The organism is Streptomyces sp. NPDC058239, assembly GCF_042882185.1.
Lineage (GTDB): Bacteria > Actinomycetota > Actinomycetes > Streptomycetales > Streptomycetaceae > Streptomyces.
The window spans coordinates 48,435-64,572 of sequence record NZ_JBHVWS010000011.1; the positions used below are offsets into that span (position 1 = coordinate 48,435).

A 16,138-nucleotide genomic window follows, 5' to 3' on the forward strand; every position below is an offset into this window, starting at 1 on the left:
AGCGCGGCCTGCGGTCATCCGTACGGCCGACAAGGTTCACCGCAGGAACGATTCGTGGGGCACAGCTCAGAGTCTGCCCGGGAGTTGAGGCCGCGCAGCCGACGCCGGCCGGTAGCGTGCCCGACTGATCGGACGTGTCGTTGTGTTGTCGGGTTCAGGACCAGTTGATCGCGCCGGTGCGGTCGTCGAGGATCAGTCGGCCGGGCGGGTGTACTCCCAGTCCAGTTCCCAACGCAGCACTGTGCCCAGATTGTCGGATGACACGGCGTGGCAGCCATCGTCGGACAGTGCCACGCTGTAGACGGCCTCGGTGTTGCCTTCCAGGTCGCAGATGAGGTTGCCGGTGCGGATTTCCCACAGGCGCACCGTGTGATCGGACGAGCCGGTCAGCAGGAGCTCGCCGTCCGGTGTCAGTGCGAGACAGTTCACGCTGCCGGAGGACACGGTCCGACTCCCCACGTCCGGGAGGTCCGTGTGGGAGAGCTGGATGATTCCCCTGGCGGGGTACCAACGCTGCGTGGCCACCACGACGCGCCCGTCCGAACTCACCGCGGCCGTCATCATGTCCTCCTCCGCCTCCTCCATCCGAAACCGCGCGGTGCGCAGCAGGAGCCCGTCTTGCACATCGAGTACTCGGGCGTGCCCGTTCTCGGCCAGCGTGACCGCCACATTCCCCGACAGGGTGGCGAACCGGTGGCCCGGGCCGGGCCACACGAACAGCGGCCGCCGCGACGTGCTGTCCCACAGACAGGTGGGCTCGCCTTTCCTGCTCGTCACTGCCAACAGACCGTTGTGCGCGCCCAGCCGTACAGGCCCGTCGTCCGGCTGGAACAAGGTCGCGACTCTGCGCGCGGTCGACAGCTCCCAGACCATGTGCACGCCCCGCAAGTCCTTGGTGATCGCATGCTGATCGTCGGCGCACAGCGCCGCCCACCGGACCTCGGTGTCGTGCCCCTCTGCGGCGTCTTTCTCCCGGCCTGTCTCCAGGTCGTAGACCGCTACCGAGCCGTCGTACCTTCCGGTGATCGCGCGCCGCAAGTCCTGCGTGATTGCGGTCTGGCCGCGCAGCAGCCGCTCGAACGTCCGCGTACGCCACGCGCCCGCGAAGCCCGACCGGCCGGCGGCCGCGCCGGCCCGGCGCCACAGGGGCAGCAGGCGGGGATGCCGCCTGTAGCCGGGTACTGCTGCCCGGACCATCTGCAGCTGGTCCCAGGCGTCGGCGTGCCGGCCGCTGTCGAGCAGGACGGCGGCGCGGTCCATGATGGTGTCGGCTGTGCGGGCGTCCTCGATGAGGCGGGTCGCCGACCCGGGACGGGCGTAGCTCCACGGCGCCGGCGGCCCGGCCGGGGGCGGCCAGACGACGCCCACCGACTCGCCTTCGGGGATGCTGAGCAGGGCGACTCGGCCGTCCGCGCTGACCGAGACATCGGCGCCCGGGTCGGATTCGCCGGTGAACACGCACCGGTTGTGGTCGAGCAGCCACTTCTGCAGTCCGAAGTCCCCGTCGGTGGAGAGTCCGACCCGGCCGTCGTCGGTCACTGCGATGGGGCCGCCACCCCACGCCGCCGCGCTGCCCAGATCGCGTACCGCGGCGGTCGACAGGTCGACCAGCCGCACGGTCTCCTCCTCGGTGACCGCGAGGGCGAACCGGCCGCCCGGGCTGAACGCGAACCGCCGGTTCAGCCGGTTCATACCTCCCAGCAGCTCACCGGTACGCAGGTCCCACATCCGCAGGAGCCACCGGTACCCGTCGAAGGACAGCACCCGCGCCCCGTCGGCCGTGAGCGTCAGCGCACCGCCGAACCCCTGGCCGTAGTTGTCGAACGCCTCGCTGATCACGCGGACCGTGTCCGCCAGTACCCGCACGGAGCCGTCCACCCCCGCCACCGCCACCACCGACCCGTCGCCGCTGACCGCGACTGACTCCACACCGTGCGGCGGCAGGTCGTAGCGGCGTCGGCAGCTTCCGTCCACCGCGTCCCAGACGCGTACGTGGCCGCTGTCGTCGCCGGAGACGAGGACACGTCCGTCCGCGCTCAGCGCCGCCGACTGGAGCGGGGTGCGGTGACCGGACAGGACGCGCACGGGCGTAACGGTGTCAAGGTCCCAGACGCGCAGGTCGCGCATCTCGTGGGAGACCGCCGCGACCCGCCCGTCCGCACTGACGGCGAAGACCGGACGCCGCAGGGTGGTGCTGCGCTGGAGGACGGCAGAGGGACGGTTGTCCGGCAGACGGTCGGCCTGAACGCGGACCGCGGCGACCTCGGGGCTGTCCGGTAGGTCGCGCAGCTGCCGCAGCGCATGCCTCTTGTCCCCGCGCTCGAGGTGGACCAGGGAGAGCAGGTAGTCGCCGATCCCGCCGCCGCCCCGGCTCGTCCGCACTCCCTCCAGCTCGGCGATCAGCTCCCGGTCGGTCAGCAGGCCCGCGCGCCATCGCCGCAGCCCGCGGTTGTACGTTGCGTGCGGGTGGCGCGGCTCGGCATGAAGAGCGCGTTCCCAGAGCTCCTCCGCCTGGTCAGGATCACCGAGGTCCAGCAGGGACAGCGCCTGGTTGGACAGCCCGTCGGCGAGGAGCTGCGCCTCGGAGGGCAGTTCGCGCGGATAGCGGTCTCCGGTCATGTCGCGGTAGATCCGCGTGAGTTCGTCGGCGACCTCCCCCAGACTGCTCGGGCGGGCCGCGGGATCGGCCGCGAAACAGCGCCGCAGCATGTCCGCGACGGGATCGGGCATGCGTGGGATCACCGGATCCTCCACGCCCGTCGAAACGAACTGCTCGAAGACCTGGGCCGCCGCCTGACCGAAGTACGACGGCGGCCGGCCTACGAACATCTCCAGCACGCTCACGGCCCACGACCACACGTCGGTCGCCTCGCTCAGCCGCTCGGCCCGCGCCTGTTCGGGCGAGCAGTAGGCAGGCGTCATCCCGCCGAAGCTGACCAGCGGATCAGTCCCGGTGCCGCCGGTGCCGGCCTCGCGTGCCCGGGCCAGGCCGAAGTCGGTGACCTTCGCGGTGCCGTCGGTCTCGACCATCACGTTGGCCGGCTTGACGTCCTGATGAACCAGTCCGTGCCGGTGGGCGTGGTCGAGGCCCCAGGCGACCTGTGCGGCGACGTCGAGGAGCCGGCCGACCGCCTCCTGGTGACCGCCGCGGTACAGCCGCCGGTCGCGGACGGCGTCGGCGAGCGTGCCGCCACCGACCCACTCGGCGAACACACGGGGAGCGCCGTCGATCCGCCGGACATAGACGCAGTTGACCACGTGCGGATGAGCGCCGAGCCGGACCCATGCGCCCGCCTCCTCCTCGAACCCGGCCAGGTCCTCCGGCGAGGCGACCAATTCCGGCCGCGGCATCTTGACGGCCAGGTCGACGCCCCACTGGAGGTGTCGAACGCGATACACCAGACCCATCCCACCGGTGCGCACCACGTCCCGTACCTCGTAGACGCCGAGCACGACGTCGCCGGGCGCCCACACCGTCTACTCCACCAGGGCGACGTAGAGGGGCGTGCCCAGGACCACGCTCGCGCCGGCGCCCGGCGGAGCCGGTACGTGCAGCAGCCGCTTGGCGACGAACTCGACGCGTTGCGGCGGACCGGCCATGGCTGCGTTGGCCCGATGAACGGCCTGCGCGGCCTGCGGAGCGGCCGACCGGTCCGGGTGCGCGTCCTGCGCTCCGATCGCCTCGACCAGCAGCCGGATCTGCGGGTCGGTGGCCAGCGCGGCAAGCAGCGAGGGTGTCAACGACCGGGGCAGTCCCGGTGCGGACTCCGGCGTCGCGCCGAGGACGTGGTGGGCGGAGCCGCCCAGCCCCACCACCGTGCACTCGGTGGAGCCGCCGAAGTACACCAGGTTCGGGTCCGTCGGGAAGGGCCCCCAACGCAGCGGCAGCGTCCCCCCGAAGAACCGGCCCGGCTCGTCGACTGTTCCCAGTTCGCCCTGCTCCTCCAGGTACCGCACCACCTGCCGCAGACGCGCGCTGCGGTCACCGCCCTCGGGCGACTCGGTCGTGTGCTTCCCCCCGACCACCGACAGGTTGAAGTTCACCTCGGTGGTCCGCTTCCTGTTCACCGCCGGATCGATCTGCGCGAGCAGCATGTCCACCTTGCTGTCGCTGACGTACAGGTAGTAGTGCAACGACACCGATGCTCCTAACCTCCAACAGCCTTGCACAGCACGACCATTATGACGCCCTGGCTGAGCGGATCCCCGTCGTGAGGGACGCGGATGCTGGTTCCGGCCATGGCGCCGGTCCGCCCTGGCGCCGGGTCCAGCACATCATGCAGGCGGTAGGCCTTCAAGGAATCCGGCACGGTTGGCCGGGGCGAGGACCGTGGTGTGCTCAGCGCGCGGGGGTGGCGGCGGCCCGCGCGGTGGCCGGAGGCTGCGCACGGAGCCCTCCCGCCAGGCGGCGGTGAGCTGCCCGAGGTCGGTCAGGGGCCGAGCGGCGAACGCAGCACCGGTGCAACACCTTTTCTCCTCGGAGGAGTTCAGGACGGAAAGGTGGCTGCCCGGCCTGCGGTGTCGCGGTACGCCGGGCGGGCGGGGCTCTGGCGGCGATCGCCCCATTCTGGAATCCGGACTGACCGGTGGGGTGACAGTGGTGCTGCGCCTGCGCCCGGGAGCTCCTGGCCGAGGAGGCCGTCCTCGCGCACGTGGAGTGCGGCGTCAGGCCGGTGTGTAGCCGCGTTCCTGGACCACGTCACGGGCAAGCCTGATGAAGGCGCGTGCGGCGGCGCTCTCGTAGGCGCTGTCTCTGCGCAGCAAGGTGGCGACGCGGGTGGGCAGCGGGGGGTCGATGGAAATGGGGGTGAGATGGGGGTGGTCGTCGGTGATGGCGTCGGGAAGCACGGTGGCCAGCAGGCCGGTGCGCTGCACGATCTCGGTAAGAGCCTGGATGCTGTTGGCTTCCACAGCGATCGGCGGGCTGATGTGATGCTGAGCGAAGTAGTTGTCGATGTGGCTTCGGGTGGCGAAGTCGCTGCTGAGGAGGGCGAGTTGCTGCCCGGCGAGATCGCTCACCGGCAACGGCCGCTCACTGCGCGTATCGGGACGACGCGTGGTGACGACAAGGCTGAGAGTCTCGGTGAAGAGCGCGGTTGCGACGACCCCGGGCAGATGGGTTCCCTCGAATGCGATGCCGAGGTCCAGTTCGTCGGCCAGAAGGCCCGCTTCGATGCGGTCCTGCGTCATCTCCCGCACCTCCAGCGTGACGCCGGGGTGACGGGTGTGAAGCTCCTGCGCGAGAGGGCCGATGAGATAGGCGGTGAAGGTCGGCGTCATCGCCAGGCGCAGATGCCCGCGGGAGAGGTCAGCCACGTCGAGGACAGCACGGTCCGCCGCTGCCAGTTCCCGGAGGGCGCGCTGCGCATGGCGCACGTAGACCTCGCCCGCATCGGTCGTGCGGACGCTGCGGCCGCTGCGGTCGAGCAGTTGAACGCCGACAACTCTCTCCAACTGCTTGATCTGTTGCGACAGCGTCGGCTGCGAGATGCGCAGTTCATCGGCGGCGCGCGTGAAATTGCCGTGCTCGGCCACCGCGATCAGATAACGGAGGTGGCGTAGTTCCGGACCCATGCTTGGAGTATAGAGCGGGTCAATCGCCACGCCCACTAATACACCTCTTCACCTATGGGCTTCTGCCTCGGGAGAGCCCCGGTGTCCGCTGCCCCATGTGTATGTGCGGTCCTGCGAGAGGCCACCGGCCCCCGGCACGGCTGTTGCCCACTGTCGCAGCGAAGACCTGGAAGTGGTGTCACCGGGGCCGTTGGCGATGCTGGTGGGAGGTCTGGCCACCACCTGGCCGGGCGCAATGCCCCGGCCGGCAGGAAGGTCCTCGACGAGCGACTGCCCGACAGCGAACGGGAACTTCGGGCCGTCTTCGGCACGTTGGCCGCGATGTTCGGTGCCGTCCCGGTCATCGTGGACCGGGACGGACACAGGCGAAGACATGGATCACCTGGTACTCAGGAGCAAGCAGGCGAGGCGTGGGCCGAGGCGCCCGACAACGCGGCAAGGCCGACCCGGCTGCCAATTCGGTCCCGGCTTCAGTCCTTTTCCACGTCGGTCGTGGTCAGCGATGCATAGCGCCGGGGATCATCCCGGCGGATACGCAGCGCGACATACAGACCGGTCACAAGGACCAGGGGCAGCGGCGCCAGGAGCACGACGTTCACGAGCCCGGTCTCACCGGTCAGCAGGTCGAAGTGGAAGACGGCCAGGACGGTCAGCAGGGCGAGTCCGGCGAACGAGACAAGCGGTGCCCAGACCACGCGGGCCGCGGACATGCCGCGCCGGTCATGGCGGAAGAAGGCCCAGACCGAAAGTGCGGCCATGGCCTGCATGAGCATGATGCCCAGGACTGCGGTGCTGTTGGTCCACAGGAAGACCACGGTATAGGGGTCGGCAGCCAGTACGGCACCTGCCAGGACGACCAGCAGGTTGAAGGCGGTCTGGGCAATCACCGCCCCACTTGGGGATCCGTGTCGCGCAGAGACCTCGCCCAGGCGTCGGGGCAGGAGTCCTTCACGGCCGAGCGCGTAGAGGTAGCGGGCGGCGGCGTTGTGGAAGGCGAGGGTGGCGGCGAAGGCGCTGACGATGATGAGCGCGTGCATGGTGTCGGCCAGCCACGCACCGACGTACAGCTCTCCCGCCTTGAAGGTGAGATCGGGACCGGCTGCGGCACGGGCCATCTCCACGGCCTTGTCCGTACCGAAGGCGCCCATGAGCAGCCAGACACCCGCGGCGTAGAAGAGGGCGAGGAAGCCGATGGCAATGAAGGTGGCGCGGGGTACCGTGCGGCGTGGTTCGCGGGCTTCCTCGGCGTAGATCGCGGTCGCTTCGAAGCCGGTGAAGGCTCCGATGACCAGCACGAACATGCCCGCGATTCCGCCGCCGGCGAGTGTGGTGGGGTCGAAGGAGCCCAGGTCGAGAGCAGCAGTGCCACGCTCGCCCAGAATGCCGCCGTCCAGGACGAGCAGGGAGAGCACCTCAAGCACCAGGGCGATACCGAGGACCTTGGCGCTGAGTGTGACCCTGAGCCAGCCCAGCACTCCCACTGCGATGACGCAGACGGCGGAGAGCAGCCACCAGGGGACGTCCGTTCCGGTGGCGTCGTGTATCGCTCCGGCGGCGAAGTAGCCGAAGGCGGCGGCGACTCCGGGGGTGATGAGGTTGTAGGAGGTGACGGCCACGTAGGCAATGCCGACACCGAGGGTGCGGCCGAGACCGCGGGCGACGTAGGCGTAGAAGGCGCCGGCGTTGCGTACGTACAGGCTCATTGCGGTGAATCCGGCGGCGAAGAGCACCAGGAGCGCGCCGGAGATCAAGTAGGCGAGCGGGGCTCCCGGGCCGCCGATACCAATGGCGAAAGGAGCCACTCCCGCCAGCACAGTGAGCGGTGCGGCGGCGGCGACGACGACGAAGACCATGTCGAAGGTGCCGATCTGGCCGGCGGCAAGGCGTGTGCCGGTGGCGTCGTCCGGACCGGCGGAGGCCGGTGTGCCCGTGTCGGACGAGCTCGTGACGGCCCTCGGGTGCGGTTGGGCGCTCATCGCTCTCCTCGCAGGTCGGGGGCACCGCCGGCCGGGAAGGCGGGCTGTGGTGCGGGGCCGACGATCCTGCCGCCGTGGAGCACCAGCAGGCGCTGCGGGTGGGCGGCCACGGCTTCCGGTACTCCGCCCGCTGCGATCGCGACCAGGTCGGCACGGTTGCCCGGTGCCAGGCCGTAGTCGCTCAGGCCCAGTGCGGCTGCGGCTTCGTCGGTGGCCAGCGAGGCCGCGTACCGCAGTTCGCCGTCGGTCATCAAGCCGCCCTGGAGGCCGATGATGGTGGCGCGTTCGAGCATGTCGGCGGTGCCGTAGGGCCACCAGGAATCGCGGATGTTGTCCGAGCCGGCGAAGACCCGCACGCCGTGGTCGCGCAGGCGCAGTACGGGAGGCATGGAGTGGCGCGGCCCGTTGGTCATGATCGCGACTCCCGCCGCGGCCAACGCGGCAGCGGTGCGGTCGAGTTCGGCCATGTCGACGTCACCGAGCGCGTAGGCATGGCTCACGGTGACGGCGCCTTCCAGCCCGAGGGCGGCCGTTCGCTCGGCGACGGCGCGCAGTTGGAAGGTGCCGGTCTCGCCGCCGTCGTGCAGGTGGATGTCGATGCCCGCGCCGTGACGCTCCGCCAGGCCGAAGACTATGTCCAGTTGCCCGTCGACGTCCCCGTCGAAGCCTGCCGGGTCGAGCCCGCCGATCAGGTCGGCACCCTCGGCGAGGGCGGCATCGAGCAGATCTGCGACGCCTGGCGCGGTCACCACCCCGCTCTGGGGGAAGGCGACCAGCTGAATGCCGAGCCGGTCGCGGAACTGCTCACGTACACCGAGAAGTTCGTGCAGGCCGTCCAGCCGGACGTCCGGGTCGATGTCGACGTGCGAGCGGACATGGCCGGTGCCGAGCGTCACCATACGCTCGGCAAGGGCGGCGGCGCGTTCGGAGACCGGGACACCTGTCTTCTTGCGCAGGGCCCGTTCGTTGGCGATCTGTTCACGCAGGGTGGCCGTGGCCCTGTGCGGCTGCCAGGGGGCACCGAGCAGGGTCTTGTCCAGGTGGGCGTGCCCGTCGACCAGAGCGGGCAGCAGCAGGGCCCCGTCGAGACGGACAGCGCCGGCGTCGTGTCCCGCGCGGAATTCCCGGGATCCCGCCCGGTGGTCCTCGACGGCCGTGATACGGCCGTCGCCCAGGAAGATGTCGACCCGGCGGCCGTCGGCCAGGGTGGCGTCCACGAGGACGGTCGGCGCGGGTGGGGTCGGCTGGGTGTCGGCATGCAGCGACACGGTGTTCCTCCAACAGTTCGTGTGTCTCACGCCGTGCCTCACCACAGGCTGTGGCCGGGAAGATGCTGGTGGGCGACGGGCATCGACAAGCTATCTGGTATACCGAATACCAAGCAATGGTTGCCGGGAATCGGTTTTCCCGTTCTGCGATGATCAGGAGTAATCCGGGCCCCACCCTCGGTCCCGCCCACCCCATATGGAGCCGAACCCATGACCACCCGCCGCTCTGACCGTCGCGCCTCGATCGGCGACACCCACCAGTCCCTGCGGGACCGGGTATATGTGGAGCTGCGCGAGCGGATCATCGAGGGCGAGTACCCGGCGGGACATCGTCTGGTGGAGCGGGAACTCGCCGAGGAGCTCGGGGTGTCCCGGATCCCGCTGCGGGAGGCGATGCAGCAGCTGGAGTCGGAGGGATTCCTCACCACGCAGCCCCGGCGCGGCTCGTTGGTCGCCGGCTTCGGGACGGACGACGCCGAGCACCTCTTCGACGTACGCGAAAAGCTGGAGGGCCTCGCGGCCGGCCTGGCCGCCCGCCGCGCCACCGACGCCCAGCTGCGAAACATGGAGCGTCTGTTGCTCCTCAGCCGCAAAGCCGCCGAAGCGGGCCGGCTGCGCGAGGTGGTCACCCACAACGCCGACTTCCACCAGCAGATCGTCGAAGCCTCCGGCAATCCTCTGCTGCAGGACCTGATGACCCCCCTCGACTCGCGCTTGCGGCGCCTGTTCCGCCTCACCTCCGCCCTGAACGACGGCGAACCGATATGCGGCGAACACGAGCGGCTCCACGAAGCCATCCGCGACCACGACGAGCTGAGGGCGGAAGAGCTGGCCCGCGCCCACGTGGCGGGCACGCGCGCCTCCGCAATGCGCTGCCTGGCCCCCGGCACCACCGAGAACCGGGACAGTTCGACGCCGTCCTGACCCAGCGCTCTCTGCGACAGGGAAGCCGGCGCACTCGCGGTCGTCCACGCCGCGGCCTGCCGGGCACCGCCCGTCACGCATCCGGGCCGCCATCCGCTTCGCGCGCCGCTCCTGCCGCGTTGCTTGCGCAGCGGCCAAGAAGGGCTCTCCGGCGCGGCAGCACATGCCGCAGCCGTCGCGGTTCGAGCCGGTCACGGCCCCCGGGCAACCCCGCACCCAATATCGGATCTCCCTGCCCGGACCCCTCCTGCAGCGAACTATAGATGTGATCAATCAGAATTATGGATATCAAGACTTGGACACTATAGGGACCGCTCATGCATGGTGAATCTCGTCAGCCCGTCGGGCCGGCAACCACCGAAGGGAGTGACCGTGCACGACCTCACAGACGGCCCCGCGCGTTTCCGCCGCGATGTCTTTCCTGCCAAGGCGAAGCTGTTCGCCCGTCTGGCCATGACACACCGGCCGAAGACACTGTTCATCGGCTGTTCCGATGCCCGGGTCGTACCCGAGCTGATCACGCAGAGCGAACCGGGTGAGTTGTTCGTCGTCCGAACCGCGGGAAATCTGGTCCCGGCCTACGCCTCGGGACCGGACGGTGTCGCAGCAAGCATCGAGTACGCCGTCGCCGTACTGGGCGTGAACGACATCGTCGTCTGCGGTCACTCCGCGTGCGGAGCCATGACCGCCCTGGCCGAGGAACACGACCTCAGCGCCACGCCGGTGATCGCCGGCTGGCTGCGGCACGCGGATGCCGCGACCGCCCGCGCAGCTGCAGAACCCGGCACGCCCGAAGTCGCCGCCCTGGTACGGGCCAACGTCCTGGCGCAACTGCAGAACCTGGCCACCCACCCGTCGGTGGCTCGCGCCGTCGCCGACCGGAAACTCACCCTGCACGGCTGGATATTCGACATCGCAACCGGAGCCATCGAGACGATCGACGACGCCGCGGACGCGGCATGACCCACCACCCCACCGAACTCGCCGGCCACTCCTCAAGGCCGGTACCGCAGAAAGGAATCCCTCTCATGACACACGCCCAGTTCGACCCCACCGCGCGCCAGATCCTCGCCGCCACCGCCGTCGATGCCAAGACCCGCAAGGACCTGACCTGGCAGCAGATCGCCGATGCCGCAGGCTTGTCGGTCGCCTTCGTCACCGCGGCGGTGCTCGGCCAGCATGCTCTGCCGGAGAAGGCCGCGAACGCCGTCGCGGAGCTGCTGGGCCTGGATGCCGACGCGGTATTGCTGCTGCAGACGATCCCGACCCGTGGATCGATCCCCGGCGGAGTTCCGACCGACCCGACCATCTACCGGTTCTACGAGATGCTCCAGGTCTACGGCACCACTCTCAAGGCCCTTGTCCACGAGCAGTTCGGAGACGGCATCATCAGCGCGATCAACTTCAAGCTGGATGTGAAGAAGGTCGCCGATCCGGAGGGCGGCGAGCGCGCCGTCATCACACTCGACGGCAAGTACCTTCCGACCAAGCCCTTCTGACTTCCCGTCCATTGGTTGTGGCGGGCCGGAGCGCGACACGGTTCCCTCCAGCCCGCCCCCTCTCCCTTCCCCCGGGGCACCGCCTGCCCACCAGGCGCCCCCTCTCCACCGGAGGCCTCCGCATGGACTTTGCCCAGCGCACCATCGACATCGCCCGCCAGAACGTCGAAGAGGGCGGGCGCCCCTTCGCCACCGTCATCGTCAAAAACGGCGAGATCCTCGCCGAAAGCCCCAACAAGGTCGCCCAGACCTCCGACCCCACCGCACACGCGGAGATCCTCGCCATCCGCGAGGCCTGCAGGAAGCTCGGCACGGAGCACCTGGTGGGCGCCACCATCTACGTGCTCGCCCACCCCTGCCCCATGTGCCTGGGCTCGCTGTACTACTGCTCCCCCGACGAGGTCGTCTTCCTCACCACCCGCGATGCCTACGAGCCGCACTACGTGGACGACCGCAAGTACTTCGAACTCAACACCTTCTACGACGAGTTCGCCAAGGACTACACCGAGCGTCGCCTGCCGATGCGCCACGAGCCGCGGGACGCGGCCGTCGAGGTCTACCGGCTGTGGCAGAAGCACAACGGCGGCAATCGGCGTGTCACCGGGGCACCGACCGCCGCGTAGGACGCGACGGGCCGCACGGGCAGCGCAGTAGCCCGACGTCTCCGTTCGTGTTCCGGCGCCGTGGTCGCTTCGGCGTCCATGGCGCCCGAGCGCCCTCCGCTTGCCTTTCCCGTTCCTGCGGCCCCGGCCCGGCGGCACCGTGCCGGCCTGCGGACGCGGCACATCAGCCGTTCGGCCGACACGACAGTCCACCGAACTGCTTCGCTCACCGAGCCACTTCACCCACCTCAGCGCCCGTGCGCGACGCAAGAGTGGATGGTGCGGATCACCTGCTTCCGCCCGGCGTCCCGCGGTGCTGCCGCTTCCCGCCCGTCGACCGTCTCGGTAACCGGCGGCCAATCGAGCCGAAAGAGGATAAATGACACTCGTAAGACGCTCCACCCGCCTGTTCACAGCACTGGCGGGCGTGCTCGCAGTCACGACCGCCTGCACCACACAGTCCGGCGGCGACAGCAGCGCCCAGCAGCGTTCCACCCCTGCCGAGGCCGGTACCCCCTCACCCGCGAAGTCTCCGGCACGTTCGCCTTCCACGGCGCACTCCCCCGCCGAACGGGCCACCGGTCCGGACCTCCTCGAAGCCGCACGCGCCGGTGACACAGAGGCCGTGCGCGAGGCCCTCCGGCGCGGCGCCGATGTGGAAACCCGCGACGAGAACCGCCGGACCCCGCTGCTGCTGGCGGTCACCGGCAACCACGTCAAGGCGGCCGAGATCCTCATCAAGGCCGGAGCAGACCCTGACGCGCTCGACCAGCAGCACGACACGCCGTGGTTGGTGACCGGAGTGACCGGCAGCACCGCCATGGCCCGGACCTTGGCCGCCGCCCACCCCGACTACACCGTCGTCAACCGATACGGCGGCACCTCCCTCATCCCCGCATCGGAACGAGGCCACGCCGAATACGTACGGGAGGTCACCACCAACCCGGAGATCGACATCGATATCAACCATGTGAACAACCTCGGCTGGACCGCGCTCCTGGAGGCCGTCATCCTCGGCAACGGCGGCCAGGACCACCAGGAAGTCGTCAAACTGCTCCTCGACGCAGGAGCCGACCATTCCATCACCGACAGGAACGGTGTCAGCCCACTCCAGCACGCCCGGCGACACGGCTACACCGAGATCGCGCGACTGCTGCGTCAGTGAGAACGCCGACGAACCGCCGCAGGATTCCGTGGCACCCGCTCGCGCACCTCCCGCCCGCACCGGGCATCCCGTCACGTTGTGTGCGTACCGATGTGACGGGTCGCCGCCGGGGCGGAAACGCAGAACGGCCCGTTACGCCAGTTCGCCGTCCCGGGCCACCACCCGCCCGCCGTGCACCACCATGTCGCGCGTCGGCATGTCCACCACGACCTGCGGCAGGCATTCGGCGCGCATCAGGACGAAGTCGGCCGGGGAGCCCGGGGAGAGGTCGGCACGGGGCAGTCGCATGACGTCGGCACCACCGTGCGCGCCCACCTCGTAACAGGCCGCCAGTTCCTTGTCGAGGCGCACGTCCGTGACCCAGCCGAGCAGGTGTGCCCGGTGCAGCATGTCCGCGTTTCCGAACGGGCTCCAGGAGTCGCGTACTCCGTCCGAGCCGAGCCCGACGCGCACGCCGTGCTCCCGCAGCTTCGCGATCGGCAGGACGAGCGACTCGTTGGGCGCCACTGTGGTCAGGGAGATGTCCAGGCTGCCCAGCTCCTCCGCCGTCTTCGCCAGTTCGGTGTCGGAGAGACCGGGCAGGCAGAAGACATGGCTGACGGTCACCTTCCCCTGGAGGGAAAGGGCCCGGGTGCGGTCGATGATGCCGCGCAGCGCCGTCAGGCCCGTCTCGCCCCGGTCGTGCAGATGGATGTCCACGCCGACGCCGTACCGGTCCGCGAGGTCGAAGACGAGGTCCAACTGCTCGTCCAGGGCCTGGTCGAAGCTGATCGGATCGATTCCACCGATCATGTCCACGAGCCCGCTGCGAGCCGCCTCCTTCAGCAGTGCCGCCGTGCCGGGAGCGCGGACGACGCCGTGCTGTGGGAAGGCCACGATCTGCACGTCAAGCGCGTGCTCGAGCCGTTCACGTGCCTGCGCTACACCTTCCACGCAGGTGAGACCGTAGGCCGGAGCTATGTCGGCGTGGGCCCGCATGGCCCGCGTCCCGCGGGTCACGGCGTGCGCCATGAGCCCATGGGCCCGCTCGGCCACCGGCCGGCGCTGACTGCGGAACAGCTCCACGTCCTGGGCCGCGAAGTCGGCAATGCTGTTCGCCGGCCGGCGCGAAACCCATGGACCGCCCCACGTCGTCTTGTCAGGGTGTATGTGGGCATCCACGAGGGACGGCAGGACGATACGGCCGCCGCCGTCGATCACCTTGGCGCCTCGGGGGGCCCGGGCGCGGGTGATCAGGCCGTCGACGACGGTGAGATCCACGGGGTTCGTCGCGCCGAAGGGGCGCACATCACGGAAGATGACCGCGTTGCCGGGCCGGCTCCGGGAGTCGGCCCGGGCCGAGGGTGTGGCAGCGGACAGTGCGACACCTGTGCCCGCCAGAGTGGCGGCGCCGGCGAGGACACCACGCCGGGACAGCGGAGAGGGAGGGGGCGTCATGGGGACTCCTTCGACTGAGCAGAAAGACGTGGACAGGTGCCGCGACAGGCCATGAGCGACGACCGTTCGGCAGGAGTACAAGGGCTTCAGATCCGCAAACGAAGAACCGGCACGACTAGAGCGCCCTGCCCGCGCGCACCACACGCAGGGGTGTCTTGAGCACGGACACGTCGGCGAGCGGGTCGCCGTCCACCAGGATCAGATCTCCTGAGAAGCCGCGCGCGAGACGGCCCGCCACCTCCTGGAGGCCGAGGAGCCGGGCTGCTCCGGTCGTGGCGGTGCGGATCGCGTCAAGCGCCGAAAGGCCTGCCGCACGCATCAACTCCACCTCGCGTCCGATGGGTTCGATCTCACCGCCGGAGGAGTCGGTGCCCGCCGCCAGCGGGACGCCCAGCAGGTGCGCCGTCCTCACCGCCTCCTTCAGAACGGGCAGGTAGGTACGTCCGCGTTCGGCGAGTACGGGGTTCGGTGAATCCGCGAGCCCGGCAATGGCGGTCAGTGTCGGTGTGAAGCAGGTACCTCTGCGCCGCATGTCGTGCAACGTCCGCTCGCTCACGAACACCCCGTGTTCCAGGGAGCGGATGCCTGCCCGGACCGCGTCGTCGCAGCCACGCTCGCTGTAGCTGTGGCACAGCACGCCCTTGCCGCCGCGCCGCGCCGCCCGCACGACCTCGGAGAGTTGCTCGTACGAGTAGACCTGCGCCAGTGGGTCCTGCTCAGGCAGGCCGGCGCGCTCGTTGACCCGTGTCTTGATCACGTCGGCGCCGCGGGCGAGATTGACCCCGACGACGCGGCGCAGTGCCTCGGCGGAACGCACCCCGTCCTTCAGGCGCGCCAGCGGCGTCAGGTCAGGATCGGCCAGGAGGGTGTCGCCCAGGTCGGGCGTGACGAACACGCCCGCGGCCCGCAGCCGAGGAGCCAGGTCCGGGGCCTGGCGGGCCAACTCCCTCACGGCAAGGTCCTGGTAGAAGTTCGTGGAACCGCTGCGAGCGCTGGTGGCACCCTTGCGGACCGCTTCACGTGCCTCGGCGGCGGTGTTGAGGTGGATGTGCGCGTCCACGAGGCCCGGCAGCACCCAGCGGCCGTGCGCGTCGAGGCGGGGCATGTCGTCGGGGACCTCGACCCGTGCCCGCGCCCCGGCCGCGCGTACCCGGCCGTCACGTATCACAACGACCGCGTCCTCTATGACCTCACCGGTCGCCGGATCGAGCAGTGTGCCGCCCTCGACGACCAGGTCACCCGTGGGCACTGCCGTCCTCCCCGGAGCGCGCCCGTGCGCCGTCGCGGACGGCGCTGCCGACAGGGCCGCGGCGGTGCCCGCCAGAGCGGCGGCCCCGGCGAGGACGCCGCGCCGGGTGAGACGACCGGGCGGGGGCGGGGCAGAATCGACACACATGGCGGGCTCCTCGACGCTCGATGTCCAACGAGGGCTAATTGGTATACCGAATCTTGTCACGGAACAAGACCTCGCATATTTTTCGCCTGCAAATACTCGACACACAGCAGCTCAGCACCACTCGCCGCGGATCTTTTGGTATACAGATTTGTGATGAGGCACTGCTCAGCCCGTACCGCAGCCCGTGTGCAGGAACGCTCGAACGCCACCGCCGAGCGGCCGCTGCCGAACTGCCGGCGCCGCGCGGCGATAGACGCCGCCGATGGCTGCGATGGCTGACATCTCTTGGACGCCTCA

At 69.8% G+C, this 16,138-nt stretch carries 12 protein-coding genes; 5 read left to right on the forward strand and 7 right to left on the reverse strand.

Features of this window, described 5'->3' with window-relative positions; genetic code table 11:
- Positions 1-192 precede the first annotated feature (192 nt).
- From ACFVYE_RS15270 to ACFVYE_RS15290, 5 genes are all read right to left on the reverse strand, one after another.
- Positions 193-3,474: a protein kinase gene (locus tag ACFVYE_RS15270; protein ID WP_389605837.1), complete on the reverse strand. Its 3,282-nt coding sequence runs from the start codon at positions 3,472-3,474 to the stop codon at positions 193-195.
- Between the two features lie 3 nt (positions 3,475-3,477).
- A complete protein-coding gene (locus ACFVYE_RS15275) occupies positions 3,478-4,140 on the reverse strand; it encodes a DUF7019 family protein (RefSeq protein ID WP_383959306.1) in 663 nt (220 codons plus the stop codon).
- A 525-nt stretch (positions 4,141-4,665) separates the two neighbouring features.
- Entirely contained in the window at positions 4,666-5,574 is a 909-nt protein-coding gene (gene cynR / locus ACFVYE_RS15280) for a transcriptional regulator CynR (RefSeq protein ID WP_389605925.1), read from the reverse strand.
- A gap of 470 nt (positions 5,575-6,044) precedes the next feature.
- A complete protein-coding gene (locus ACFVYE_RS15285) occupies positions 6,045-7,550 on the reverse strand; it encodes an APC family permease (protein WP_389605840.1) in 1,506 nt (501 codons plus the stop codon).
- The gene (locus ACFVYE_RS15290) at positions 7,547-8,818 is read right to left on the reverse strand and encodes an amidohydrolase family protein (RefSeq protein ID WP_383959301.1); all 1,272 of its coding nucleotides are present in this window, start codon (positions 8,816-8,818) and stop codon (positions 7,547-7,549) included. Before ACFVYE_RS15290 ends, ACFVYE_RS15285 begins: the two co-directional genes overlap by 4 nt.
- Positions 8,819-9,028: 210 nt before the next feature.
- On the opposite strand from ACFVYE_RS15290, the gene ACFVYE_RS15295 reads away from it, so the two are divergent.
- From ACFVYE_RS15295 to ACFVYE_RS15315, 5 genes are all read left to right on the forward strand, one after another.
- Entirely contained in the window at positions 9,029-9,742 is a 714-nt protein-coding gene (locus tag ACFVYE_RS15295; RefSeq protein ID WP_389605842.1) for a GntR family transcriptional regulator, read from the forward strand.
- Positions 9,743-10,114: 372 nt separating this feature from the next.
- Positions 10,115-10,705: a carbonic anhydrase gene (locus tag ACFVYE_RS15300; RefSeq protein WP_383959297.1), complete on the forward strand. Its 591-nt coding sequence runs from the start codon at positions 10,115-10,117 to the stop codon at positions 10,703-10,705.
- A 65-nt stretch (positions 10,706-10,770) separates the two neighbouring features.
- Positions 10,771-11,241, forward strand: a complete 471-nt coding sequence (gene cynS / locus ACFVYE_RS15305) for a cyanase (RefSeq protein ID WP_383959295.1) — start codon at positions 10,771-10,773, stop codon at positions 11,239-11,241.
- A gap of 122 nt (positions 11,242-11,363) precedes the next feature.
- Complete coding sequence (locus ACFVYE_RS15310) at positions 11,364-11,864, forward strand: nucleoside deaminase (RefSeq protein ID WP_383959293.1); 501 nt, start codon at positions 11,364-11,366, stop codon at positions 11,862-11,864.
- 358 nt (positions 11,865-12,222) lie between these two features.
- The gene (locus ACFVYE_RS15315; protein ID WP_383959291.1) at positions 12,223-13,008 is read left to right on the forward strand and encodes an ankyrin repeat domain-containing protein; all 786 of its coding nucleotides are present in this window, start codon (positions 12,223-12,225) and stop codon (positions 13,006-13,008) included.
- A gap of 132 nt (positions 13,009-13,140) precedes the next feature.
- Here ACFVYE_RS15315 and ACFVYE_RS15320 read toward each other — a convergent pair whose 3' ends face one another.
- Complete coding sequence (locus ACFVYE_RS15320) at positions 13,141-14,445, reverse strand: amidohydrolase family protein (RefSeq protein WP_383959289.1); 1,305 nt, start codon at positions 14,443-14,445, stop codon at positions 13,141-13,143.
- A 115-nt stretch (positions 14,446-14,560) separates the two neighbouring features.
- Positions 14,561-15,841, reverse strand: coding sequence for an amidohydrolase family protein (locus tag ACFVYE_RS15325; protein ID WP_383959287.1), 1,281 nt, complete (start codon positions 15,839-15,841; stop codon positions 14,561-14,563).
- Positions 15,842-16,138: the final 297 nt, after the last annotated feature.

Bases quoted from the DNA above. Each gene is read 5' to 3' on its own strand.
- cynR (WP_389605925.1), bottom strand. From the start codon at position 5,574: ATGGGTCCGGAACTACGCCACCTCCGTTATCTGATCGCGGTGGCCGAG.
- ACFVYE_RS15285 (WP_389605840.1), bottom strand. From the start codon at position 7,550: ATGAGCGCCCAACCGCACCCGAGGGCCGTCACGAGCTCGTCCGACACG.
- ACFVYE_RS15295 (WP_389605842.1), top strand. From the start codon at position 9,029: ATGACCACCCGCCGCTCTGACCGTCGCGCCTCGATCGGCGACACCCAC.
- cynS (WP_383959295.1), top strand. From the start codon at position 10,771: ATGACACACGCCCAGTTCGACCCCACCGCGCGCCAGATCCTCGCCGCC.
- ACFVYE_RS15310 (WP_383959293.1), top strand. From the start codon at position 11,364: ATGGACTTTGCCCAGCGCACCATCGACATCGCCCGCCAGAACGTCGAA.
- ACFVYE_RS15315 (WP_383959291.1), top strand. From the start codon at position 12,223: ATGACACTCGTAAGACGCTCCACCCGCCTGTTCACAGCACTGGCGGGC.
- ACFVYE_RS15320 (WP_383959289.1), bottom strand. From the start codon at position 14,445: ATGACGCCCCCTCCCTCTCCGCTGTCCCGGCGTGGTGTCCTCGCCGGC.
- ACFVYE_RS15325 (WP_383959287.1), bottom strand. From the start codon at position 15,841: ATGTGTGTCGATTCTGCCCCGCCCCCGCCCGGTCGTCTCACCCGGCGC.